24 protein-coding genes are annotated in these 24,472 nt (G+C 45.6%); 18 read left to right on the top strand and 6 right to left on the bottom strand.

The genetic code is table 11. The features are described from left to right. The first annotated feature begins 39 nt into the window (after positions 1–39). On the top strand, positions 40–378 hold the full coding sequence (locus Q0Z62_RS07155) for a phage holin family protein (protein ID WP_298052744.1): 339 nt from the start codon (positions 40–42) through the stop codon (positions 376–378). Positions 379–480: 102 nt separating this feature from the next. On the opposite strand, the gene Q0Z62_RS07150 is transcribed toward Q0Z62_RS07155, so the two are convergent. Then, on the bottom strand, positions 481–1,101 hold the full coding sequence (locus tag Q0Z62_RS07150) for a 5-formyltetrahydrofolate cyclo-ligase (protein ID WP_269900565.1): 621 nt from the start codon (positions 1,099–1,101) through the stop codon (positions 481–483). A gap of 29 nt (positions 1,102–1,130) precedes the next feature. Here Q0Z62_RS07150 and Q0Z62_RS07145 point away from each other — a divergent pair, with 29 nt between their 5' ends. Then, complete coding sequence (locus tag Q0Z62_RS07145; protein WP_298052740.1) at positions 1,131–3,254, top strand: transglycosylase SLT domain-containing protein; 2,124 nt, start codon at positions 1,131–1,133, stop codon at positions 3,252–3,254. After that, positions 3,254–4,390, top strand: a complete 1,137-nt coding sequence (locus Q0Z62_RS07140; RefSeq protein WP_298052736.1) for a hypothetical protein — start codon at positions 3,254–3,256, stop codon at positions 4,388–4,390. Before Q0Z62_RS07145 ends, Q0Z62_RS07140 begins: the two co-directional genes overlap by 1 nt. On the opposite strand, the gene Q0Z62_RS07135 is transcribed toward Q0Z62_RS07140, so the two are convergent. From Q0Z62_RS07135 to Q0Z62_RS07125, 3 genes are read right to left on the bottom strand one after another with little or no spacing between them, the layout of a single operon-like run. Beyond that, complete coding sequence (locus Q0Z62_RS07135) at positions 4,380–5,294, bottom strand: DMT family transporter (protein ID WP_269900562.1); 915 nt, start codon at positions 5,292–5,294, stop codon at positions 4,380–4,382. The two genes, Q0Z62_RS07140 and Q0Z62_RS07135, sit on opposite strands and share 11 nt — an antisense overlap. A 7-nt stretch (positions 5,295–5,301) precedes the next feature. Next, positions 5,302–6,516 (bottom strand): SAM-dependent methyltransferase, encoded by a 1,215-nt coding sequence (locus tag Q0Z62_RS07130; RefSeq protein ID WP_298052732.1) that lies wholly within the window; start codon positions 6,514–6,516, stop codon positions 5,302–5,304. Then, positions 6,516–6,689 carry a hypothetical protein gene (locus tag Q0Z62_RS07125; RefSeq protein ID WP_269900560.1) on the bottom strand — a complete coding sequence of 58 codons (174 nt, stop codon included), beginning with the start codon at positions 6,687–6,689 and terminating at the stop codon, positions 6,516–6,518. The genes Q0Z62_RS07130 and Q0Z62_RS07125 overlap by 1 nt, the downstream gene beginning before the upstream one ends. A 354-nt stretch (positions 6,690–7,043) precedes the next feature. On the opposite strand from Q0Z62_RS07125, the gene ilvD reads away from it, so the two are divergent. The 4 genes from ilvD to Q0Z62_RS07105 all read left to right on the top strand — a co-directional run bounded on the left by ilvD (position 7,044) and on the right by Q0Z62_RS07105 (position 11,452). After that, complete coding sequence (ilvD, locus tag Q0Z62_RS07120; protein WP_298052729.1) at positions 7,044–8,909, top strand: dihydroxy-acid dehydratase; 1,866 nt, start codon at positions 7,044–7,046, stop codon at positions 8,907–8,909. Positions 8,910–8,934: 25 nt separating this feature from the next. Continuing rightward, on the top strand, positions 8,935–9,780 hold the full coding sequence (gene nadE, locus Q0Z62_RS07115; RefSeq protein ID WP_298052726.1) for an ammonia-dependent NAD(+) synthetase: 846 nt from the start codon (positions 8,935–8,937) through the stop codon (positions 9,778–9,780). Between the two features lie 8 nt (positions 9,781–9,788). Continuing rightward, positions 9,789–10,853, top strand: a complete 1,065-nt coding sequence (locus tag Q0Z62_RS07110) for an AI-2E family transporter (RefSeq protein ID WP_298052721.1) — start codon at positions 9,789–9,791, stop codon at positions 10,851–10,853. 71 nt (positions 10,854–10,924) lie between these two features. Beyond that, positions 10,925–11,452, top strand: coding sequence for a cytochrome b/b6 domain-containing protein (locus tag Q0Z62_RS07105; protein WP_298052718.1), 528 nt, complete (start codon positions 10,925–10,927; stop codon positions 11,450–11,452). Positions 11,453–11,558: 106 nt separating this feature from the next. Here the strand turns inward: Q0Z62_RS07105 and Q0Z62_RS07100 are convergent, their stop codons facing one another. Next, positions 11,559–11,984 carry a hypothetical protein gene (locus tag Q0Z62_RS07100; protein ID WP_298052715.1) on the bottom strand — a complete coding sequence of 142 codons (426 nt, stop codon included), beginning with the start codon at positions 11,982–11,984 and terminating at the stop codon, positions 11,559–11,561. Positions 11,985–12,131: 147 nt separating this feature from the next. Here Q0Z62_RS07100 and Q0Z62_RS07095 point away from each other — a divergent pair, with 147 nt between their 5' ends. The 3 genes from Q0Z62_RS07095 to Q0Z62_RS07085 are packed head-to-tail and all read left to right on the top strand — an operon-like array spanning position 12,132 to position 14,492. Beyond that, on the top strand, positions 12,132–12,464 hold the full coding sequence (locus tag Q0Z62_RS07095; protein WP_298052712.1) for a hypothetical protein: 333 nt from the start codon (positions 12,132–12,134) through the stop codon (positions 12,462–12,464). A 2-nt stretch (positions 12,465–12,466) separates the two neighbouring features. Beyond that, on the top strand, positions 12,467–13,132 hold the full coding sequence (locus tag Q0Z62_RS07090; protein WP_298052709.1) for a response regulator transcription factor: 666 nt from the start codon (positions 12,467–12,469) through the stop codon (positions 13,130–13,132). Beyond that, complete coding sequence (locus Q0Z62_RS07085; protein WP_298052706.1) at positions 13,125–14,492, top strand: ATP-binding protein; 1,368 nt, start codon at positions 13,125–13,127, stop codon at positions 14,490–14,492. Before Q0Z62_RS07090 ends, Q0Z62_RS07085 begins: the two co-directional genes overlap by 8 nt. Here Q0Z62_RS07085 and Q0Z62_RS07080 read toward each other — a convergent pair. Further along, positions 14,489–16,141 carry an AMP-binding protein gene (locus Q0Z62_RS07080; RefSeq protein WP_298052704.1) on the bottom strand — a complete coding sequence of 551 codons (1,653 nt, stop codon included), beginning with the start codon at positions 16,139–16,141 and terminating at the stop codon, positions 14,489–14,491. The genes Q0Z62_RS07085 and Q0Z62_RS07080 overlap by 4 nt on opposite strands. Before the next feature lie 182 nt (positions 16,142–16,323). Here Q0Z62_RS07080 and Q0Z62_RS07075 point away from each other — a divergent pair, with 182 nt between their 5' ends. The 8 genes from Q0Z62_RS07075 (at position 16,324) to Q0Z62_RS07040 (ending at position 24,350) form a co-directional block, all read left to right on the top strand. Beyond that, positions 16,324–17,364 carry a peptidase M29 gene (locus Q0Z62_RS07075; RefSeq protein ID WP_298052702.1) on the top strand — a complete coding sequence of 347 codons (1,041 nt, stop codon included), beginning with the start codon at positions 16,324–16,326 and terminating at the stop codon, positions 17,362–17,364. Between the two features lie 5 nt (positions 17,365–17,369). Beyond that, a complete protein-coding gene (locus Q0Z62_RS07070) occupies positions 17,370–18,149 on the top strand; it encodes an alpha/beta hydrolase (RefSeq protein ID WP_269900549.1) in 780 nt (259 codons plus the stop codon). Positions 18,150–18,168: 19 nt separating this feature from the next. Continuing rightward, positions 18,169–19,428 (top strand): acyl-CoA dehydrogenase family protein, encoded by a 1,260-nt coding sequence (locus Q0Z62_RS07065; RefSeq protein WP_269900548.1) that lies wholly within the window; start codon positions 18,169–18,171, stop codon positions 19,426–19,428. Next, on the top strand, positions 19,421–19,894 hold the full coding sequence (locus Q0Z62_RS07060) for a flavin reductase family protein (protein WP_269900547.1): 474 nt from the start codon (positions 19,421–19,423) through the stop codon (positions 19,892–19,894). The genes Q0Z62_RS07065 and Q0Z62_RS07060 overlap by 8 nt, the downstream gene beginning before the upstream one ends. 44 nt (positions 19,895–19,938) lie before the next feature. Then, positions 19,939–21,087 carry an ABC transporter substrate-binding protein gene (locus tag Q0Z62_RS07055; RefSeq protein ID WP_298052696.1) on the top strand — a complete coding sequence of 383 codons (1,149 nt, stop codon included), beginning with the start codon at positions 19,939–19,941 and terminating at the stop codon, positions 21,085–21,087. A 123-nt stretch (positions 21,088–21,210) separates the two neighbouring features. Further along, positions 21,211–23,103 (top strand): AMP-binding protein, encoded by a 1,893-nt coding sequence (locus Q0Z62_RS07050; RefSeq protein ID WP_298052693.1) that lies wholly within the window; start codon positions 21,211–21,213, stop codon positions 23,101–23,103. Next, positions 23,103–23,729 carry a glutathione S-transferase family protein gene (locus tag Q0Z62_RS07045; RefSeq protein WP_298052692.1) on the top strand — a complete coding sequence of 209 codons (627 nt, stop codon included), beginning with the start codon at positions 23,103–23,105 and terminating at the stop codon, positions 23,727–23,729. The genes Q0Z62_RS07050 and Q0Z62_RS07045 overlap by 1 nt, the downstream gene beginning before the upstream one ends. A gap of 9 nt (positions 23,730–23,738) precedes the next feature. Further along, positions 23,739–24,350, top strand: coding sequence for a TetR/AcrR family transcriptional regulator (locus Q0Z62_RS07040; RefSeq protein WP_269900543.1), 612 nt, complete (start codon positions 23,739–23,741; stop codon positions 24,348–24,350). The last annotated feature ends 122 nt before the right edge of the window (positions 24,351–24,472 follow it).

The following is a 24,472-nucleotide window of genomic DNA, read 5'->3' as shown; positions in this document are numbered from 1 at the left end:
AAAAGGCTAGATGTATCATTTTTATAACGGAGTGTTGCTATGACTTTACTTTTAGTGTGGATTCTAAATGCCGTTGCTTTGTTAATTGTGGCGTATATCTTACCTGGCATTACTGTAGCCAGTTTTGGTTCGGCATTAATCGCAGCAGTGGTGTTGGGGTTGTTAAATATGCTGCTAAAACCTGTGCTGCAAGTTCTAACATTGCCTCTCACTATAGTGACACTAGGCTTGTTTCTATTAGTTATCAACGCCTTGTTATTTTGGATGGCGGGGTCAATGTTAAAAGGTTTTGAGGTCGCAGGCTTTTGGTGGGCATTTATTGGCGCGATTGTTTATAGTATTGCGACCAGCCTATTATCAAACCTAATCCCTAATTAGTATTGGTGTGTGCTCAAAACGATGCGCGTGCAGAAAAAAATCTGCACGCGCATATGGAATACACGTAAAGCTCTCTTTTGAAAGCCACGGCTTTTGCTTTGGTTATGACACAGTAGGTGCAGGCACTGCCCAGCCCTTATCGGTTAAGACCGAGTGTAAAGGCTGATCGTGGTCAGCCGGGCTATAGTTATAATTAGACAAATCCCCCACAGCCCAAGCAATGCCTATACTAATGGCTTCGTGATTCTGAGCTTTGAAATGCGCTAAAGTCCGGTCATAATACCCTTTTCCATAGCCGATACGGTCGCCAGTACGAGTAAATCCTAGTGTAGGGACCAGAATAATGTCCGGGTTGGGGGCAATGACAGTGGTGTCTGGTTCTTGGACGCCAAAGGCCGCAGTTTTCATCGTGGTAGAGCTATCCCACGGTTTGAAAATCAAGGGGCTTGTCTCATCTACCATGCAGGGCAATGAAATATGAATGGTGTCCTCTTCGGCCCACTGAGTTAATAGCGGGCCTAAGTCCGGCTCGTTTTCAAGTGCCCAAAAGGCGGCAATATGCAAGGGCCGATTGCGTTGAGACTCATTAAGCTGGCTACGATAGCTATTGAGCCATGTAAATAAACGACCACGCATCAATAACGCGCCACGACGCATTTGGTTGTAGTCTTGTTTAGAACGTAAATCCAGAAGGGTTTGGCGCAGGTTATAGTTTTGAGACATAGTGCGTATTTTTTATTAAGGGCTAATCCATGTTGTTAATACGGTATCAGAAAAACACGGCTTTAGGCACGAAAAGACGCCTAAATCGTTCATTAGTTAGCATAACGTTATTAGGCAGTCTATTTTTAGCAGGATGTGCTGGGGCAGATGCTCCTACCCAAGGTGAAAAGAATCAAAAAACAGGGAATGCACAGCAGGTAACAGCTCTTGCGAGTCCTGTTCTGAGCCAAGCCGCCGCACCTCCTCCATCGGTACGCTGGCAGCAGTTACCTGAGGTACCTGCTGCTGCTCGCTCGGCTGTTCTTGAGGCCAGAGAGGCGGTGCAGGCAAAAAACTGGAAACGTCTTGCTGAATTAGTCCAGCCCGCAAAAGCGGATCCTGTATTAGGGGCTTATCCTGCTTACTGGCATTTACGCCAACAGCTTTACAACACGACCCGTCCGGTTCCTTCAGATCAGTTATGGCAGTTTTTGCGCGAGTACGATGATGAGTATTTGGCTCAGCGATTAAAAGGGGATTGGGCTATTGCGGCAGCTAGAGGCGGTGACTTTACGCTGATAAATAAATTAAATCCAGCGGATTTGGGTAATTCGCAGGTGCGCTGTGCCGTAGCTTATGGGATGCATATGACACAGCAATCCCTAGAAACACAACGCTTGCTGGATCAGTTTAGACCTGGCTCTAGCTGCTGGACTTTATTGGATCAGTTGTGGGCCGATAAGGTCGTAGGCTTTAATGATGTGCGAGATCTTATGCGCTCGTCCTTAGAGCAAGGGAAAGCCAATGATGCGCGCCGCTTTGCTTCCATTATCTTTAATGGTAAGCAGATGCAGGATTACACGGCGTTGTTGAAATCCCCCCGTACGTGGTTGAATCAAAAATCAACGGTTGCGGGTCAGGCTGATATTGAGTTGGTGTCATTGGCCTTGTCTCGCTTGGGTCGAGAGTCGAACCGAGCCACTCAAGCCGATTACATAGAGCAAAACTGGAAAGGGAAAATCCCTGCTGATAATTTAAATTGGGTATGGGGCCAGTTTGGTTTGGTACCTGCTTTGCGTGTAGAAAGTGACGCGGCACGTTGGTACAGAAAATCCGGTAATACACCTAAAACGGATTACAACGCAGCATGGGAGGTCCGTGCAGAATTACGCCAGTATCCGATAGAATGGAAATACGTACAGCAAGCGATTGAGAAAATGTCTGCAGCACAGGCCTCAGAGCCGGTGTGGGTGTATTGGCATGCCCGCGCTCTTGATGCCCAAGGGAAAAAAGCCGAGGCCCGCGCTGCCTTTGAGTCGATCACAGGTGATTTAAATTTCTATGGCCAATTAGCAAATGAGGAATTAGGGCGTGCGATACCGTTGCCTCCTAAACCGGCAGCGGTGACGCTAGCTGAGATGCAGGATGTACAAACTCGTCCCGCATTACTGCGTTCTTTAGAGCTATTTAAAATGGGCTGGCGCCCAGAGGCGACTCCTGAATGGGGCTTTGCTTTGCGGGGTATGAATGATCGGCAGTTGCGTGCAGCCGCAGAGTTAGCGCGTAATAACCATGTATATGATCGTGTGGTGAATACCTCATTATTGACCAAGCAAGAGATAGATTTTAGCCAACGTTTTGTTGCTCCTTTTGAGGGTGGCGTTACACAGAAAGCGCGTTTAATAGGCCTAGATCCTGCATGGGTTTATGGTTTGATTCGTCAAGAGTCTCGTTTTATGACTGATGCCCGTTCCGGGGTGGGGGCTTCTGGCTTAATGCAAATTATGCCTGCCACTGCAAAATGGACCGCTAATAAAATCGGAATGACGGATTTCCAGCCCTCAATGGTGAATGATTTTGAGGTAAATACGGTCTTAGGAACCAACTATCTAAATATGGTTTTACAACAGCTAAATGGATCAGAAGTGCTGGCTTCTGCTGGCTATAATGCGGGGCCTAAAAGACCACTGAATTGGCGAGCTCGCTTGCAAGGGCCGGTAGAGGGTGCTGTGTTTGCGGAAACCATTCCATTTACCGAAACACGTCTTTATGTCAAAAATGTGTTGTCGAATGCGACCTATTACTCAATGGTTTTTAGTGGGCAACCGCATTCATTAAAACAACGCTTGGGGACGATCGCTCCCACTGCTAACTCAGGGACCTCTTTACCGTAATGACAGTACATGGCGCACAATATCCTGTATTACAGAACCTTTTCCCACCCAAAGATCCGCTATTAGAGGGGCTTGAGTGTTATGTGGTAGGAGGGGCTGTGCGCGATGCGTTGCTTGGCTTGCCCGCAGGGGACCGTGATTGGGTTGTGGTGGGAGCCACACCCGAGCAGTTGGCTCAGCGCGGATTTATTCCTGTAGGCGGTGATTTTCCTGTCTTTTTACATCCAAAGACGAAAGAGGAGTTTGCTTTAGCTCGAACGGAGCGTAAGTCCGGTAAAGGATATAAAGGATTTACCTTTTATACTGGTGTGGATGTGTCTTTAGCGGATGATTTAAGGCGTAGAGACTTAACCATCAATGCCCTGGCCGTGGATGCACAAGGGCAGTTACATGATCCTTTACAGGGCTATAACGATCTTGCGCAGCGCACGCTGCGCCATATAGGCGAAGCCTTTATTGAAGATCCGGTGCGTCTTTTACGTTTGGCACGGTTTGCCGCTCGCTTTGCTGATTTTTCCATTGCAGAGCAAACGGCAGAGCTAGCCAAACAGCTGGTAGAGAACGGAGAGGTGGATGCCTTAGTGCCTGAGCGGGTATGGCAAGAGTTACACAAAGGCTTGCTGACGGCGCATCCGATGCGCATGATGCAGGTGCTTGATGAGTGTGGTGCGTTAGGGCGCGTCATGCCGGGATTAATGCTCAATCACTCGGTTGAGGCTGCACTCGCTTGTGCAGTTCAAACTGAATTAAGTACAGAGCAACGTTTTGCCTTGTTGTGCTATCAGAGTCACGAGCCAGAGCAATTGGCTGTGCAGTTACGGGCGCCTACTGCTTATAAAGAGTTAGCGCGTTTGCTGCCTTTATTTATGCGTGGTGTATCAGAGGCTGTATCCATCGAAGACATTGCCAATCTATTACAACGTTGTGATGTGTTGCGTCGACCAGAACGCTTTGATCAGGTATTAGATGCTGCAAGCTGTGCTTTTGCGTTTAATAGGGCGCAATGGGGCCGTTATGCGGCAGCGTTCAAAAAGGTGGATGCGGGCGCGATCGCCAAGGCCCATGTGGGCCAAGGCAAACAGATTCCAGCCGCCGTATGGCAGGCCAGACTACAGGCCCTAGCTCTTACTTCTTAGTATAAGCAAAGGCCACAATACAGCTGACAACCACCACACCCCCTACCATTTGCATGGGGCTGAGCGCTTGGCCTAGGATAATCCAGCCTAAGGTTAATGAGGCAATGGGTTCAATGTTCATTGCTGGTGCATTTTGGCTTAAATTTAAGCGCGGGGCGAGCATAAACAACATAATAAATGCCCCAGCGTATAAAAAGCCCAGCAGACTAAGTGTGCCCCAGCCAACTAGGTCTGTAGGCCACGTAATCCCGCCAAATAAAAGCTCTGATTTACCAATGAAATAACTAAAACAGATCACGGTTAGCATGGTGTAAAAGCTACGTGTGCTGCCCTTTAAATGCAGAAGCTTATGTTCAGTAATCCAGAGCCCAATCGCAAAAGAAAAAGCGGCAGATAAAGAAAAGCCAATACCGATAACCCATTGCATGATATTACTCATATCGGAATGTAATAGGCTTGGAATATCAAGGGCGAGCAATAAACCAATGAGAATAATTCCCATTAAAATCGCGACTTTACGGGTGGGAGGCTGTCCGCCTAAAGCCCACGAAATAAGGGCTAACTGTGCAGGAAAGGTATTAGCGGCCAATAAGGCAATACCGACAGGAATTCGAGAAACTGCAGAGTAAATACTAATGCTTTGAATGACAATCAGTAAACCTAATGCCAGCTGCCATGGTGCAGTTTTCCAGCTCATCGACAGGCTTTGTTTTTGCCAGATGGCAATAACACTGAGCAGTAGCAGGCTAATGCCCGATCTAAAAACAACGGCAGTTAATAACCCCGTGCCATGATCGAATGAAATACGAGCTGCAATATGAGCGCTGGCAAAACAACAGCCTACGGTCAATAAAATAAGAATGGAAATGTGCCGACTAAAGACTTGGGTAGGAACGATATTCATGATGGGCCTATAAAAAATCGCGTCGGTCACGCATCATAAAACCAATAAGTGGAGGATCTATGTCTTTGGCAATGGCAATGACTTTAAATAGCTCGCCCATTTCAGCCTCAGACACTAATTTTTGGACTGCAGAGACCTGTTGGGTCCAGCTTTGTACGTGACGTGGATTTGCCATGTCTAGCTGCATTTGTAATTGCTCTAGTAACTGCGTGATGCCACAGTTCAATAGGAAGTGAGCCTGGGACACATAACCCAGCACCTCTAGTCGGGCTGTTAATGCTGCATCAGCCATAGCAGTGAAATCGACGTGGGCCGTCACGTCTTGAAGGCCCGTCAGGATTAGAGATTCATCATGCGCAAAATGCCTAAAGTGGCACATCAGTGTGCCGGTGGCGCGTTGTGGGTGGTAAAATTCTCGTTGAGAAAAACCGTAATCAATCAGGAGGGCGGCTCCTTTTTTGAGCCACAGTCCCATTTCACGTATCCAACTCTCTGCCTGCAAGTTAATTTCAGATCTATAGCCGGTGATGTGAGGCAATCGTTGCTGGGCGGTACTCAGTAGGTCGCCCGTGACTGGACGGCCGACTAGGACAAAAGGTGAGGGGGCGTGAGCAGAGGGTTGTGCATTGATTGCTACGCCTAACTCTAGAACTTGATCATCTGTATCGCGCTGCACTAGATGTACTGGCATGGCATCGAGCACCTCGTTGGCGATCACGCAGCCTACAAAGTCTGTGGGTAAATGATCTAGCCAGCGAACTTGACCTGCATACGGAGCTAACCGCTCTTGCTGACGCGCTCGTAATGAGGGCGAAAGCTCAAGAATAGAATAGTTAATGTGGTTAAGACCTAGATCATTGAGTGCAATCAATAGCGACTCGGCTAATGCGCCTGAGCCTGCGCCAAACTCCAATACGTTATGTTCTCCACACTGCAGTAGAATTTGCTGAACTTGATTGGCTAAGGTTTGACCAAATAAGGGGCTAAGCTCTGGGGCGGTAGTGAAATCGCCAGCCGTATGGAATTTAGTGCTGCCACCGCTGTAATAGCCTATTTCAGGCGCATACAGAACAGCTTGCATCCATTGATCATAGGGTAAAAAGCCCGCGTTTTTTACGATAAGCTCAGTGAGATAGGCGTAGTTTTGATCTAGAATCGGCAGTAGTTCTGCTTCTAAGGTGGGTAAACCATTAGGATAAATAGGGCTATGTAGTTGCTGCATTAGGATTGATCTTTGGAGTTTTTGGACAGCGTGATCAAAGCACGAACCATACCAATAAAAAAGCTAAATAAAATAGCGCTAAAAGCGGCTAAGAGGTAATTACCCATCACAATCCACAAAGGTAGACTGATCAAAAAGGCAAGTAAAACCGGTTTAGTGAGCAGTTGTTTCATAGAGGTAAAAGAGAGGGGCGATATAGCCACCCTAAGTATGCGTAGAAGTTAACCCGAGTTACGCAAGCCTGCGGTAGTCTCATTCATCGTGATAAGGATGGATGAATGAAACAAGGTTGTATCACGTTCTAGCGCAACATGATGCCTATAACGAGCTAAAAGTTCGACCTATAAATAATTCACGTATGATTTCAGCTATATTGAATAAGACTGGGGCCAGATACTGTGCCAGATGCGTCTGTTTGCATGATTCTGTCTAATTGTCTTAATCTGACGGTCTTTTTATTCGCCTAAAGCGGGATACCCGTCTATCATAAACATCTTTATTATGCTTTTTTGCTAGAGACTATAAAAATGCCACAATATCGTTCACGTACTTCGACTCATGGCCGCAATATGGCGGGCGCGCGCGCTTTGTGGCGCGCCACCGGCATGAAAGATGGGGATTTTGAAAAACCCATCATTGCTGTGGTTAACTCCTTTACCCAGTTTGTGCCAGGGCATGTGCACTTAAAAGACATGGGCCAATTAGTGGCTCGTCAAATTGAAGCCGCAGGCGGTGTAGCCAAAGAATTCAATACTATCGCGGTGGATGATGGGATTGCGATGGGCCATGATGGCATGTTGTATTCCTTGCCTTCTCGTGAGTTGATCGCTGATTCAGTGGAGTACATGGTAAATGCACACTGTGCGGATGCGATGGTGTGTATTTCTAACTGCGATAAGATCACCCCCGGAATGCTTATGGCCGCATTGCGTATTAACATTCCAGTGATTTTTGTCTCTGGCGGTCCGATGGAGGCCGGTAAGGTTATCGCTAAAGACGGTAAAACTGTTGTGCGTAAATTGGACTTGGTGGATGCCATGGTCAAGGCCGCAGATAACTCTGTTAGCGACGAAGAAGTGGCTGACATTGAACGCAGTGCTTGTCCTACATGCGGTTCTTGTTCCGGTATGTTCACCGCTAACTCGATGAACTGCTTAACCGAGGCTTTGGGCTTGGCATTACCGGGTAATGGTAGCTTGGTTGCTACGCACGCTCGTCGCCGTGGCTTGTTTGAAAATGCAGGCACGCTAATTGTAGAGCTGTGCAAACGCTACTACGAGCAAGATGATGCTGCCGTATTGCCACGCAGTATTGCGACGCTAGAAGCCTTTGAGAATGCAATGACATTAGACGTGGCGATGGGTGGATCAACAAATACCGTCTTGCATTTGTTAGCCGCAGCCCAAGAGGCTGAGGTTGATTTTACGATGGCTGATATTGATCGTATTTCGCGTCAGGTACCTTGTTTGTGTAAAGTTGCACCCGCAACAGAAGACTACCATATGGAAGATGTGCACCGTGCTGGCGGTATTATGGGTATTTTAGGTGAATTAGGCCGAGCCAATTTACTACATATGGATGTAGGTAATGTGCATAGCGGCACATTGGGCGAGGCGATTAAACGTTGGGACGTAAAAGGCGACAATGCAAAAGCAGTTGATACCTTTTATCGAAGTGCTCCTGGTGGAGTACCAACCCAAGTCGCCTTTAGTCAGGATCGCTATTACGAAGCCTTAGATACAGACCGAGAAAATGGCTGTATTCGTAGCAAAGAACACGCCTACTCCCAAGATGGTGGCTTGGCTGTTATGTACGGTAACTTAGCTATCAATGGTTGTATTGTAAAAACGGCAGGTGTGGATGAAAGTATTTTGACATTTACGGGCAAAGCGCGCGTGTTTGAAAGTCAAGAGTCTTCCGTTGCTGGTATTTTAGATGGCACGGTAAAGGCCGGAGATGTGGTTATCATTCGCTACGAAGGCCCTAAAGGTGGCCCGGGTATGCAAGAAATGCTCTATCCCACGTCTTACTTAAAATCAATGGGCTTAGGCAAACATGCCGCCTTGCTAACTGATGGTCGTTTTTCGGGTGGTTCCTCGGGTTTGGTGATTGGTCATGCCTCACCAGAGGCGGCAGAAGGTGGCAATATCGCCTTAGTCGAAGACGGCGATACGATTGAGATTGATATTCCGAATCGTCGTATTCATTTAGCCGTTAGCGACGAGACCCTACAGGCACGTCGAGATGCAATGAATGCCCGAGGCAAAGACGCATGGCAACCTACCGAAGAGCGTGGTCGAGTCGTTTCTCAGGCATTACGTGCTTATGCGGCCTTGGCTACGTCCGCTGACCGTGGTGCGGTACGTGATGTAAGCCAAATTTTACGTAAATAGTTTTACTTAACTCTACGGAATTATCATGCTGAGTCCAGAGCAGAAACATATTCAACAACAAATCATTGCTGAATTAGGTGTTAAATCAGTGACGAAGGCCGCTGATGAACTGATGCGTCGCGTCCAGTTCATTAAAGACTACCTGCGCCGCAGTGGCGCGCGTAGTTTAGTGATAGGTATTAGCGGAGGCATTGATTCGTTAGTGGTGGGCTGCATGGCTCAGCGTGCCGTAGAGCAGTTACGTGATGAGGGGCTAGAGGCGCAGTTTATTGCGCTGCGTTTACCCTATGGTGTGCAGGCGGATGCGGTAGACGCGGATGCAGCGGTACGTCATATTCAACCAGATCGGGTGTTAAGTATTAACATTCAGGCCGCTACTGATGCGGTCTTGCATTCGCTACGTCAGGCGGGACAAAGTTTTAGTTCAGCGGGACAACAAGATTTTGTGATGGGTAATGTAAAAGCCCGTCAACGCATGGTGATGTGTTATGCGGTGGCTGCCGCCAATTCAGGTTTAGTGTTAGGTAGTGATCATGCCGCAGAGGTGTTGATGGGGTTCTTTACAAAGTACGGTGATGGGGCGGCTGATTTAATGCCCTTAGCTGGCCTAGTAAAAGAACAGGTGCGTGATATTGCGGTACAACTAGAGGTGCCTTTGCATTTAATTGAAAAAGCCCCAACCGCAGATTTGGAATCTCTCACTCCATTGCGTCCAGACGAGCTAGCCTTTGGTTTAAGCTATAAAGAAATAGATGCTTTTTTAACAGGGCACGAGGTGTCTACGCAGGCGTTTGATATTATTTTGCGTCACTATCGCAGCGGAGAACATAAACGACAGCTCCCTGCCTCACCTCTTTCAGCAGCACACTAACTGATCTTATGCATCCTGTATTACCCCCGTTTCTTATCGCCCGCTGGTTACTACTTTTAGTGGTATTAGCGGGCCTGTTTTTTTTACAAGACTTTATTGTTCCCGTGTTAGGGGCTTTAATTATTGGGCTCAGTAGTTGGCCAGCTTATAAAAAAATACTGGCGTATTTTAATGGTCGTTCGCTGATTGCGGCGACAGTGGCTTTATTGATAGTGATTGGTGTCATTATCGTTCCCTTATCCTTTGCTTTAACTTATGTCATTAAAGAGGCAAGCTCGTTCATTATCTGGGCTTTGGCGGCGAATCGCTATGGGGTAGTGGTTCCTGACTGGATTCCCGCATTGCCTATCGTCGGGCCCAGAATGGCCGAGTATTGGCAGCTTTATTTAGGTGAGCCACATGCTTTAGGGGCGCTGGTAGAGATAGTGAGTGGAGAGCACTTAGGAAATATTTATCGAATGGTCCTTAGCGCTACCGGTAATGTATTCCATCTTTTGTTGACCCTGCTGTTTTTATTAATTACTTTGTTTTTTGTATATAAGGATGGCGATCGGATCTTATCGCAAATAGATATCGTCGGGGAGCGCATTTTGCCGACTCGGTGGCAGCGTTTTTCACGCGTAGTTCCTGCAACCGTAAACTCCACAGTGACTGGGATGGGGGTCATAGCCATAGGTGAAGGGGTTGTACTAGGTATTGCCTATTGGATTGCCGGTGTACCGTCCCCCGCATTGCTTGGGGCAGTGACAGGGTTCATGGCCCTCATCCCCGGCGGGGCTCCATTATCCTTTAGTTTAGTGTCTTTGTACTTAATAGGCTCGGGTAATACGGTAGCGGGTATCGCCTTGTTTTTATGGGGGGCGATTGAACTCTTTATTGTTGATAAAACATTACGTCCGCGTTTAGTAGGTGGACCAGTAAAACTTCCTTTTTTGCCCACCTTTTTTGGTCTGGTAGGGGGCGTAAAAACAATGGGCATAGTGGGTCTATTTATCGGGCCAGTTCTGATGGCGTTATTGGTTGCCATTTGGCGAGAATGGGTGCATAACGGTGAAATTGATCTAAAGGATTGATTGCAATGTAACCTGTTGTAGGTACACTAATTGCGTTTTGTCGTTATTAAATTTACTAAGGAGTACGAGCAATGATGGGTGACTCTTCGATACGATATGGTTTTGTATCACGTTTTTTTCATTGGCTAATGGCCCTCGGTTTTGCTTGGATGTTATTAACAGCCTGTGCGCGTTTTATTGATAAGGATGCTGCCTTTACTAAAGCGGTATTCCAGTTTCATGGCCAAGTCGGATTCACCATTCTATGGATGGGGGTTTTGCGTATTTTATGGGCATTGAGTCAGAGCAAAAGCCGTCCAGAAAAGAATATGTTGACTACGCTGGGACATATGGCCATGTATGCACTAATGGTTATTATCCCGACCTTGGCCGTATTGCGCATGATGGGTGGTGGGCGTGCTTTTACCTATTGGAATACGATTCCTGTGCTATCCGCCTCTGAGGAAAAAACACAGTGGATGGTGGATTTGGGTAATAATTTTCACGGCTTGCTCGGTTGGATTTTATTTGCCTTAATTATTGGTCATATTTTGATGACAATTAAACATCGCATGGCAGGCGGAGCCGAGGATGTATTGCCTAGAATGTTAGGTAAATAAACGATATATACGGATTTCTGCTAAAAAAGCCTTCACTGTTGATCAGCCCGCTGTTGTAGGGCGGTCTGGAGTGAAGGCTTTTTTGTATGAGATCGATCAGAGTTTATTAGTTGTTATCGTCGCAGTTTTTATCCCGATCATCACGATGGTGTTTACGGCGCTCGTCTCGGCGACGGTTTTCTTGGACAGTGACGGTGCCATCGGTAGGATGAACCAGTAAGCGAATTCGTTTTTCTTCGGTGTCAAAGACCTGAGCAATATACCCATAGCGACTACTATGAATACTGCGAATATCCTTATAGCCAGCTTTTTCTAGTGCGTCGTAAGCCTGTTTAAGCGTCATCCATTCAGCGCGAGCGGGTAATTCTGCTTTGGGTGTTTTACCCCCTTTGAGTTCAGGGGCCTCGGTTTGATTGGCGGCCACAATGATAGGGGCCATGGTCTGAGTGGATTGTGCGAAAATAGGGGAGCTAAGCAAGGCTCCGGCAGTAGCCATTGCAGTAACGGTCGAGATAAATAGTTTTTTAGACATGAGGTCTCCAAATAAAAACATGAGCTGTTCGAGTGAGTGGTTGTATTGTGCAATAGGTCACATGAACTCAAAATGAAGCACTTGTTCATCTTTGGTTCATGTTGATTTTTTTACCCTAAGGTTTTCTCTCTCTACTTATTTAACGTGATGACGCGTCGTCGATTCTCCTCACTTCTTTTTGTGATTTTCTTAGGCATGGCTGTGGGTTTGCCGGTGCAGGCTTCGTGTAGCCTGACACGCGAGCAAATAAGAGAGGCCCGCCATAATGATGAGATCAAACCATTGCGTTGGATATTGCGACAAATACATGCGCAATATCCGGGCCGTGTGCTGGATGCTGATTTGGTACAAAAGCATGGTCAATACATGTATAAAATTCGTATTTTGCAGGCCGAGGGATATATAACAAAACTCACCGTAGATGCGAATACAGCGCAGGTTTTACACGAAAAAAGTCGGCAGTCGCACCGAAGGAAATAGTTATGCGTATTTTGGTTGTAGAGGATGATCTACATTTATTGCAGCAAATCAAAGAGGTGCTGACCGGGCAGGGTTATGTGGTGGATACCGCAACAGACGGAGAGCAAGCTCACTATATGGGTAGCGTAGAGCCCTTTGATGCGGTGGTACTGGATTTAGGTTTGCCGCAAATTGATGGGCTTACGGTCTTGAAACGCTGGCGGGCTGAAAATATGACTATGCCCGTTTTAATTTTGACAGCACGGGATAGTTGGCATGAAAAAGTCAGTGGTATGGATGCAGGGGCAGATGATTATGTCACCAAGCCTTTTCATACCCAAGAGTTGCTTGCCCGTATTCGGGCGTTGTTACGCCGCGCAACGGGGCATGCTAGCGCAACCCTATTATGTGGCGAATTGGTCTTAGATACTCGACAGTCTCAGTTTTTTTTAGATCACCAAAGTCTTGTGCTTACGGGGCATGAATATAAAGTGCTTGCTTATTTAATGCATCGGCAGGGTCAGGTGGTGTCTCGCACTGAATTAACAGAACATATTTATGCTCAGGATCAGGATAGAGATTCCAATACTATTGATGTATTTATAGGTCGATTACGAAAAAAACTACCGTCGGATTATATACAGACCGTACGTGGCTTAGGATATAAGCTAGTAGAGCCCCATGTTTAAAAAATGGCTGTCTACGTTATCACTCACTAAGCGTCTTTTGTTAGGGGCGTTATTGTGGGTGTTATGTAGTTTAGTGGCGGCAGGGGTTTTACTAAACCAGCTTTTCCAGCAGCATGTAGAACAACAGCTAAACAAAGAATTAAGCGTGCATTTATTGCAGCTTATTACGCAGCTATCCATCGAAGATAATCAGCTGCATCTTAGTCAGCCTCTTAGTGATCCTCGTTTTGATCAGCCTTTAGGCGGGCTGTATTGGCAGATTCAATCCACAGGCCCTACCTCAGCGTCGCTGCACTCGCGCTCTTTGTGGGATGAAAGCCTGCAGCCTCCTCGGGCTCAAATGGGGAAAGATACGTGGTTTAGATACATAGACCCAGATCTAGGGGAACTCTATGTGGTGGGACGTAGTATCACTTTAGCTGATACGGAAAATGATCAGCCTCTGCAGTTTTGGGTTGCCGCACAAAAGGAGCTTATCGCTGAACCCTTGCAGCGCTTTGTGTGGATGCTCGTGTTAACACTTGCTTTATTGGGGAGTGTGCTGGTGGCGGGGGTATGGTGGCAGCTACGCTTAGGTTTGCGTCCTTTACGACAGTTGCGTCGTCGTTTAAGCGCTGTGCACGAGGGGCATAGTGCGTATATAGATGGGCAGTATCCCCAAGAAATCCAACCCTTGGTGTCAGAGTTTAATCGGGTCTTACAAAGTAATGCCCAAGTTGTAGAGCGGGCTCGTACACAAGCAGGAAATCTTGCCCATGCGATCAAAACCCCACTGGCTGTTTTAGCTAATGCGGCTAAGCAAAATGATGAGTCCTTAGCGGACTTAGTGATTGAGCAGGTGGCTGGGGCTCAGCAGCAGGTTGATTATCATTTATCTAGAGCTAGGGTAGCCGCAGCGGTAAAAACGGTAGGGGTACGCACCCCTGTAGTGCCTGCGGTTCAGAGTTTAACTAAATGGTTACAACGGGCCTATGCGTCTAAATCGGTTGATCTAAAGGTTAGTTCGGATCAGGTTGACTTGTACTTTAAGGGAGAGGCTCAAGACCTGCACGAGCTGTTAGGTAATGTCTTGGATAATGCATTTAAATGGTGCTCGACACAGATACAGGTAACCGTGAGGCGGGTTGAAGCCATCAATAGTCCTTCTGTTTTAGTCATTCAGGTCGATGATGATGGGGCTGGCTTATCACCAGAAAAATATACGCAAATCTTTAAGCGTGGTATGCGTGCTGATGAGATTGCACCGGGTTCTGGGTTAGGTTTGTCTATAGTGGATGAGCTGGTTCAGCTCTATGGGGGGGACGTTTCTGCAACGCGCTCGCCTTTGGGTGGGCTGCGCGTCCAGATACGTTTGCCTTAGCTAGTTAAGGCCATTTTACGCAGCATAAAACGTTGTAATTTACCGGTTTCTGTACGGGGTAGATCATCGACAAACTCAATGGCACGCGGGTACTTATAGGGCGCTGCATTTTGTTTGACAAAGTCTTGTAGTTCTTTGGCTAGGTCATCATCTGGGTAGTGCCCCTCTTTGAGGATGATATAGGCCTTTAGAATCTGTCCACGTAAATCATCAGGTACACCTACTACGCCACACTCAGAGACGGCAGGGTGTTTTAATAGGCAGTCTTCAACCTCTGGGCCTGCAATGTTATAGCCCGATGAGATAATCATGTCATCATTACGGGCCTGATAGAACAGGTAACCGTCGTCATCCATAGTAAAGGTATCACCGGGCAGGTTCCAACCATCTTGAACAAATTGCATTTGACGAGGATCGCTGAGGTAGCGACAGCCGCTAGGGCCTCTGACGGCTAAACGACCCACAGTGCCATTTGGAACTGGCTGTAAGTTGTCATCCACGACTTGGGCTTGAAAACCCGGTACGACCTGACCAATAGCGCCAGGACGTACATTTTCAGGACGACTGGATACGTAAACGTGAATCATTTCTGTTCCACCAATACCATCAATCATCTCTATGCCCGAAGCGGCTTTCCAAAGTTCTCGAGTGGCTTGTGGTAAGGCCTCGCCAGCAGAGACGGTATTTTTTAAAGAGGCTAAGGAATAGTTATTAACCAAGCCCGCCATTTGTCGGTAAAAGGTGGGCGCTGTAAAGGTCATCGTAATGCCAAAGCGGTCTACGTATTCCAACATGGTTTTGGGTGTTAGGCCTTGTGCTAAGACAGAGCTAGCGCCTACACGTAATGGAAAACATAACAGACCACCTAAACCAAACGTAAACGCTAAAGGTGGCGTGCCGCAGACTTTGTCCTCGGGGGTGAGACGCAAAATATGCTTGCCAAAGGTATCGCACATGATGAGTACATCACGGTGGAAATGCATACACCCTTTAGGCTGTCCTGTGGTGCCACTGGTAAAGGCAATTAAGCACACATCATCGGCTGCCGTATCGCAGGCAGTGAACTCTGTGGATTTGGTTTTGGCTAAGGAGTCTAGGCTTTGTGGGTCATTGTCATTGAAAAACAAAGCTGTTTTTAAAAATGCACTATGGCTAGGATGTGCAGCATCCATGCAGAAGTTGAGTTCATCAGCTAAGTGCGCATCACACACAGCGGCCTGAATTTCCGCTTTATCCAAAATGGTTTTTAGCTCTACTGCACGCAGTAAGGGCATGGTAGGCACCGTGACAAGACCTACTTTTAATGCCGCTAACCAACTTGCCGCCATCATTAGGTTGTTAGGACCACGCAATAAAATACGGTTGCCACTAACTAAGCCCATCTCATCGACAAAGACATGAGCAATTTGATTGCTCAGATTATCTAGCTCTTTATAGGTAATTTGTTTTTCTTCGTTATTTTCTAACCACTGCAAGGCAACATTGTCACCTAGGCCGCGCTCAATTTGCGCCCCCAGTAGTTCAGTCGCTGCATTCAGTCGATCTGGATAGGCAACATCTGGATTGTTGTCTAGTAATAACACAGGCCACTGCTCCTGTGGGGGCAGATTATTGCGAGCAAAATGGTCGATAAGCCCAGTTGCTTCCATAGTGAGTCTCCGTAATACAAATCTTGTAGTTCTTAATCTTAACTTGAGAATCGTAGGAAGGGCAGAGCGAAAAGTATATTTTTGATAGGGATAAACCCCATAACCTAAAATGTTGACCTATAAAAGGTTTACTCCTATTATTCGACTAACAGGTCGACTAATTAAGGTGGATAGGTAAAGAAATGCAAGTGCAAGATCGGTGGATTCATACTTTTGAAAAAATATTCCAAAAATGTAAAGTGCAACCTAATGAAGTGGTTAGGATTCTTTGTGAAACAGATAGTAGGCCAATAAATGTAATGCTCTCAGAGTTGGCCTTGGCTAGGATGGGGGCTATTCCAGTTCAGATTAAAGTCCCATCCTTAGCAGTAGAAACACCTGTACCTGTTCGATCAACAGGGGCTTCACATGTAATTCAGAATATGCGTCCTGTGATGGATGCGTTATCTGGTGAAGGTTTAATAGTCGACCTAACAGTCGAAGGTTTGTTGCATGCCCCAGAATTGCCTGCATTGTTGGGTAGTGGGGCTAGGGTCATGATGATTAGTAATGAGCACCCTGAAATCTTAGAACGATTAACTCAGGATTTGGATTTAGAGCGTCCCGTTAAAAATGGTGTTCGCTTACTTGCGAAAGGAAAGAGTATGCAAGTACGTTCCAAGGCCGGAACTAACTTAAGAATTAATTTAGAGGGAGCTCAAGTAGGTGGGGTTTGGGGAGGGGCTGATAGACCTGGGTTAGTACAACACTGGCCAGGAGGCATTTGTTTAGCCTTTCCTGCCGCAGGCTCCGTTAATGGAACTCTTGTTCTAAATACGGGGGATGTCAATCTTACATTCAAGCGTTACTTGGAACAGCCTATTACGCTACATATTGAGAATGATTATATTTCTCATATCGAGGGAGATAACCTGGATGCTGAGCTAATGCGTAGTTATATGAAGGCATGGAATGATAGGGATGCATACGCTGTTAGTCATGTAGGTTGGGGTATGAATCCTTTGGCGCGCTGGGATGCGTTGCAGATGTTCGATAAGACAGAGACGAACGGTACTGAGCTACGGGCATTTGCGGGTAATTTTTTATATTCTACTGGGGCGAATGACGTAGCTGGGCGACATAGTCTAGGACATTTTGACCTGCCTTTACGTGCATGTACTGTAGAGATTGATGGCCAAGCTGTAGTTGAAGCCGGAGAAGTCATTTGGGAGGCCTTTAAATGAGAAGCATGCCCTCTTGGTTGAGTGCTGGAGTCGGTGGAGAGCCTATTTTGTTCCTACATGGTATGGGTTCAACCGCCTCTGTTTGGCTACCTCAATTAGAGTATTTTGGAGCCTCACAGCAAGTAATAGCTTGGACTGCCCCTGGTTATGGCTGCTCAAAGGACATGGGGGTCTTAAGTTGGGAGGCCCTAGCACATCAGGTGATTCATGTAATAGATAAGTTGGATGCTTCAAAGGTACATGTAGTTGGGCATTCAATAGGTGGAATGATAGCGCAAATGGTTTATCACTTATATCCAGATAGGGTTAGATCATTGACGCTGTCGGCTAGTAGCGCTGGATTTGGAAGTTTAGACCCTAGTTTTCAAAGAGAGTTTATAGAGCAGCGTCAAAAAGCGTTGGATGATTATCCTACTTTTGCGTTAGCTGCTCCTAGACTCTTAGAGGGGTTAGTTGGTCCTCAAATTACCCCTTTATGGAAAGGGTTGGGGGTGTTATCTGCCCAAGGAATTACGAAAGAAGCCTATCTGTCTTATATGCAGCTGCTGCTGACTTTTAATCAAAAAGAGGCTTTCTCTCGTATTGATGTGCCAGTGATGTTATTGGCTGGAGAGCTAGATACGCAGGCCCCTCCTAAGGGGATGCAGCGTTTAGCTCAGCAGTTACCACAAAGTCAGTTTCATGTATTTGAGCAGGTCTCACATATGGCTAATTTGGAGGTTGTTGATGAGTTCAATCAAGTCCTCTCCACGTTTTTCAAGACTCAAGGCGTAACCAAAGCCTAGTTTTACATAGGAAATAAAAATGAATAGTAATTATTTAAATGAATATGCAAAATCGGCTGATGGTAATACCTTTTTTGATGGTCAACCCATTACAGAGTTACAGCGTGAGCTGATTGCAGCAGTAGATGAGTACGGGGTTAAGTGGGCTGAGCGTGCTTTTGAACATGATGTTAATGCGAGTTTTCCTACTGAGAACTACGAGGATTTGAAGCAAATGGGATTTTTGGCTCTATGCGTTCCCAAACGCTTAGGGGGCTTAGGAGCTGATTATCGTACTTATATGTTAGTGGCATCACGTATTGCTTATTACTGTGGCAGTACCGCCAACACGTTTAATATGCACAATGCAAATGCATTGTGGACAGCTGATATGGTTGATGGGATGGAGTTGACAGAACAGCAGCGAGAACTCCATGAGAATAATCGCCGTATTCATTATCAAAATATGATTGATGGGAAAATTTATTCTCAACCTTTCTCTGAAGGGAGTGGCGCCGCCGCTGGACGTCAGCCTTTTGGAACTGTGGCGTCAAAAACAGCAGATGGTTGGGTTTTAAATGGCAAAAAGATTTTTGCCTCTTTATCAGGCTCTGCTGACTATTATGGTGTCCTTTGTACGGAGGACGTGGAAAACCCTACTATGGCGAATACCCTTTTCATGGCTGTTCCAGCGGACGCAGAGGGTGTATCAGTCGTTGGTGATTGGGATCCATTGGGCATGCGAGCGACCGTATCTAGAACCTTGCTTTTTAATAATGTAAAAATTCCTACCACTGCACAAATGATGCCTTCAGGTGTTTATATTCAGGCGGCGATGCACCACCCGCATATGTTTATGACATTAACTCCCACTTATATGGGGGTAGCGCAGGCTGCCTTTGATTTTACAGTTGCATATTTGCGAGGCGAGGTAGATGGGGTTCCCGTAAAGCGTCGTATGTATCCGACTAAGCAGGTAGGCGTGGCAAATATGTTTGTAAAGTTACAGCAAGCTTGGGCTTTGTTTCATTGGGCTACCTCAGAGTTCCAACACAGTCCCTCTCGACAGGCGCGTATGCGAGCTTTTGCATGTCAATATACTGTGATGGAGTATTGCGCACAAATTTGTTCTGAAGCAGTAAAGGTTTGTGGTGGTCAAGCTATGTTGAAAACCTTTCCCCTAGAGCGTATGTTTCGAGATAGCCGATGTGGGGCTTTAATGTTGCCGTGGACAGCTGAAATTTGTATTGACCGTTTAGGTTATGGTTTGCTTTATAAGGAAGGGGAGAGAGATGAGTAGTCCACTTAATTTACGTCATGCATTTGGACGTTTCCCTACAGGGATTGCTGTAATTACGACTATTGATGAGCAGGGGAATCCATATGGGCTAACCATTAATTCTTTTGTTAGTGTGTCGCTAGAGCCACCTGTTTTAAGTTGGAATGTGATGCATAACTCACGCGCTCATGAGGTTATATCACGCGCTAAATCATTCATGGTTCATATACTTTCCAGTGAGCAACAAGCTCTCTCAAAAAGAATGACTGGGCCTATAGATCAGCGTTTTGATGGAGTCTCGTATCGATTTAATGAAATAGGTCTTCCTGTTATTGATGGCTGCCTTGCTGCTTTTGTTTGTGATTTACGCAGCATGATATCGATAGGGGATCACGATATTGTGCTAGGAGATATACAAGATTACGATTACCAACACGGTGAGCCTTTAGTTTACTGGCAAGGAAACTATGGGCGAGCAGTCGCTTAAGTTAATAAACAACTTTCTTTTATAAAAATAAAAGAGGAGACAATATGAAACATAAAAAAATAGCTGTTGCATTGGTGTTGGGTGTATTTGGCACATTAGGTAGTGTTAGTGCTCAAGTAAAGATTGGTACTGTTGCGTCAGCCACTGGGCCTGTGGCTTCGGTTGGTATACCACAGCGTAATACCGTACCGTTGTTACCAACAAAAATTGGTGATTTAACTATTCAATATATTAGTCTTGATGATGCCAGTGAGCCAAACAATACGGTTACGGCTGTAAGGAAGTTAATAACTGAAGAAAAGGTTGACGCGATTATTGGGCCAACTGGTAGTCCTAATGCGATGGCTATTTTAGATATAGTCAGTGAGGAGAAAGTACCTCTTCTTGCTCCTGTAGGCACGATTGCTATTGTGTTGCCGATGGATGAGAAGCGCCATTGGGTGTTTAAGACTACACAAAATGATGGGCTAGTCGCTGATAAGCTCATTCAGCATATGGTGGATAAAGGAGTTAAGACATTAGCTTTTATTGGTACTAGTGATACTTACGGAGAGACATGGCATGGCGTTGTTAAAGATCGCCTAGATCAAGCCGGTATAAAAATAGTAGCTAATGAGCGCTTTAAGCGTCCAGATACCTCAGTGACAGGTCAAGCATTAAAAATTTTTGCTGCTAAGCCTGATGCTGTATTGGTGGCTGCTCCTGGAGGACCCGCTGTATTACCCCAAGCTGCGTTACATGATTTGAAATATAAAGGAACCATTTATCAGACACATGGCGCTGCTTTAAATGATTTTTTACGTTTAGGTGGAGATAAAGTAGAAAATACAATTCTTGGGGGGAGTTTAATGTTGGTAACAGCGGAGATAGAGGACTCTAACCCCTCTAAGTCTATAGCTCAGTCCTATATCCAAGCCTATGAGAAACTTCACGCTCATACCCCCGCCACGTTTGGTGGAAATGTTTATGATGCTGGGTTGCTCTTGAAAGAGGCTTTGCCAAAAGCTGCAGCTCAAGCTAAGCCTGGGACAGAGGCTTTTCGTATTGCTTTACGTGACGCGCTAGAGCAAATTAAAGAGCTGCCTGGTACACAGGGCGTTTACAACATGACCGCTGATGACCATAGCGGTTTTGACGAGCGAGGGGTAGAGTTGCTAACTGTGAAAAATGGACAGTGGACCTTAGTTAACTAGAATAAACCTCTTCTTTTTATATTTACATTTTTGTTTTTATTGAAGATTTGAGCCTGTGGTGACTCAGGCTCAAAGGGTTTTTTGCGCCCAATGGGAGGTTTTATGGTGATGATGGCTGAGACTATGGATAAAAATATCGAATTACAACGTCCTAATGCTCCTTTTAGAAAGTTACGGTTCTCTCAGGTAAATGTAATGAAGACGCCTCTGCCGACAGGAGGATGGCTCATCTCTAATCAAGAGGCTCTGCAACCTTTTACAGTCAGGCATTTTGGTGAGTTTTTATTTAAATATGCTAGAGAGCGGCCTGAGCAACGCTTTTTAGCTGAGCCTAACGGTCAAGGTGGATGGCGTACTATCAGTTATAAAGAGGCTCTACAGCAGGTAAATGCATTATCTCAATGGTTGTTAAATTTAGATCTTCCTCAAGGTAAACCTTTATTTGTCCTGAGTGATAACGCGATTTTAAATGCACTGTTGCAATTAGCGGCTATGCAAGTCGCTATCCCCGTGATGCCATTATCGCCCGCCTATAGTTTACTTTCTAAAACTTGTAGTCGGATTGCAGATTTATGTCAGCGTTTTGATCCTGCTTTAGTTTATGCAGATGATGCTCAGCGTTATGCCATAGCGTTAGAGGTCGTGAAGAAAAATGCACCGTTGGCGCATCGAGTCACTGATCATCGATCAGATCTTAGTCATAGTAGTTTAGTGGAGGCATTAAGCACCTGTGTAACAGCTGAGGTTGAGAAAGCGGAGGCTCAGATAGGGCTAGATCACACAGCTCGCTTATTATTGACCTCTGGTTCTACAGGGTTACCTAAGGCCGTAGTGATTACTCAGCGCAACATGCTGGCCTCAGGGATGTTGTGGGATCAGGTTTGGCCTTTTTTATCTGATAAACCATTAGTGATGGTGGACTGGTTACCCTGGAATCACACAGCAGGTTCTCATGGTGGTTTTAGCATGGTACTACGTCATGGGGGAACGCTCTATATTGATGATGGCAAACCAGTCCCTCACTTAATTGATCGAACGCTATTAAATCTACGGCAAATTAGGCCAAATATCATGATAAATGTCCCTAGAGGCTTAGATATGATAGTAGCTCGCATGGAGGAAGATCCAGATTTAGCCGCTGATATTTTTCCAAATCTAGATATTATTGTATATGGTGGAGCCGCTCTTTCTGAGCAGACCATGATTAAGCTTGAGCAATTGTCGGCGGCTCATACCGGATATCGTATACCGATTTCCGCCTCATTAGGTTCTACAGAAACGACGATGCCTGCTACCTTGGTTTGGTGGGAGCCACTTGTACTAGGTACATTAGGTTTACCCGCGCCAGGGGTTGAGACGAAGCTTATTCCTTATGCCGATAAGTATGAAGTGAGATTCAAAGGGCCTAGTATTACGACTGGATATTATTTAGATGATGAGGCTAATAAGACCTCATTTGACGAAGAGGGTTTTTTGATTACGGGTGATGCCGTAGACTTTGCTAACCCACACTGTTTAGAGCATGGCTTAGTGTATGCAGGACGTTTGTCGGAAAATTTTAAATTAGCTACTGGTACTTGGGTGGTTGTAGCACATTTGCGTAACTTACTCCTTAATCAGCTGCATCCGTTTGCGCACGATGTGGTATTGGCAGAACCCAATAGAGATGAGTTAGGAGCACTAATTTTTTTAAATCGTCAGCAAATAGAAAAGCTATTTGTAGAGACTTGCTTGTTAACGGATGCTCAGTTGGCCTGTTACGAGCCTGTGCTTATGGCCATAGAGCAAGCGATTAATAAGCATAATACTCAGTATCCTGCTAGCAGTACACGCGTTGCAAGATGGTGTGTCTTAGACTCATTGCCTGATATAGAGCTCGGAGAGTTAACAGACAAAGGTCATATTAATCAAAAGGGTGTGTTAAAGAATCGACAGGAAATAGTAAATTTGCTTTATACAGCACAAATTTCCTCGGGCTCTGTTCGGTTAATTTCTCAGGATGGAAAGGTGATTTAATGTATGTTTTATATGGCACACCATTAAGCAATTACTATAATAAGGTAAAGTTGTGTTTGCTTGAGATGGGATTGCCCTTTCAAGAGCAATTGGAATTACCTAAAAGAAATTGGCCACAAGGAGGAAGCCCTAGTGGCAAAATTCCTTACTTACAGTGTGAGGACAATACCTTTCTTTTTGAATCTCAAGCAATAGTAGAGTATTTGTGTGCAAAGCATCAATCCTCTCTTCTACCAGCTGATTTGGTGCAAGCCGCGCAGATTCGCGAAGTTCTATTCTATATAGAACTATATCTAGAAGCCCCTATGAAAACGCTATATCCTATGGCTTATTGGGGGAAACCGATTGATAGTGAGCTTTGTTTGAGTGTGCTTGTCCAAGTCAAACAAGGATTGGCTGTGATATTGAGTAGGGTTCGCTGTCAACCATACCTTTTAAACACTGAATTTTCTTTAGTTGATGTTGTGGCTTGGGTCCATTTCAAAACCATACAGCATGCCTTAAAAGTGTTAGGCTTAGAGGATATTTTTATGGATACTCCTATTTCTTCTTATTTGGCATTCTGTGCACAGCGACCAACCATTCAGCGCTTAGAGGCTGATAAGCGTTTAGCTGCACGTGCCTAGCTTATTATTATGGCAAGACCACAGGCTTTGGATTATGAAGATCGTAAACGTGCGATCTTAAAAAATGCAGCAATCTTATTCGCAAAAAAGGGATACAGTGAAACTCTTTTAGAGGATATTGCTGAAATAAGCGGTATTAAAAAATCATCTCTTTACCATTATCATCGTTCTAAACATGCTATTTTGCATGGTTTAATTGCTTGGAAAATTGAGGACTTAGCCTGGAAAGTAGAGGCCGCTACAGAAGCCCTTCGAGCGCCAGAGCAGCAGTTGCGTGCTTTAATAGCCACGTTAGTGAAAGAATATATCCGTGTTCCTGAAGAAATTACGGTTTTACTGACGCAAACTCGCTATTTAACAAAGCCAGCGTTGCGCTCAGTAGGAGAGATTCAGGAGAGGATTATCCGTAGAGCAGTTGTAATTATTCAAGATTTGCGTCCGGATCAAGAAATTAGTCGTCATAAGCTAAAAGCGCTATCGATGATGTTGTTTGGTATGACGAATTGGATCCATGTGTGGTTTAAGCCAAATGGACAAATGGACGCAGACACTTTAGTTGATATGATTTTGCAAATTTTCCTTAAAGGGATAGACGGTCTTGATCCTGATTTTCTAAATTAAAAAACAGATGAGGTAATGGATCTCTTTGTTGAGTTGTTTTTTATCAGATTACGTCGAAAACCTCTTCTTTCAGGTGGAGGATGTAAGACGTTGCCGCAAAACGCGGCAAGATATATTCAATC

Origin of the sequence: uncultured Paenalcaligenes sp. (assembly GCF_947630565.1) — a bacterium.
GTDB classification, from domain to species: domain Bacteria; phylum Pseudomonadota; class Gammaproteobacteria; order Burkholderiales; family Burkholderiaceae_B; genus Paenalcaligenes; species Paenalcaligenes faecalis.
The sequence above is the reverse complement of the archived record's forward strand: the minus strand, read 5'-3'. Positions and strand labels throughout refer to the sequence as shown.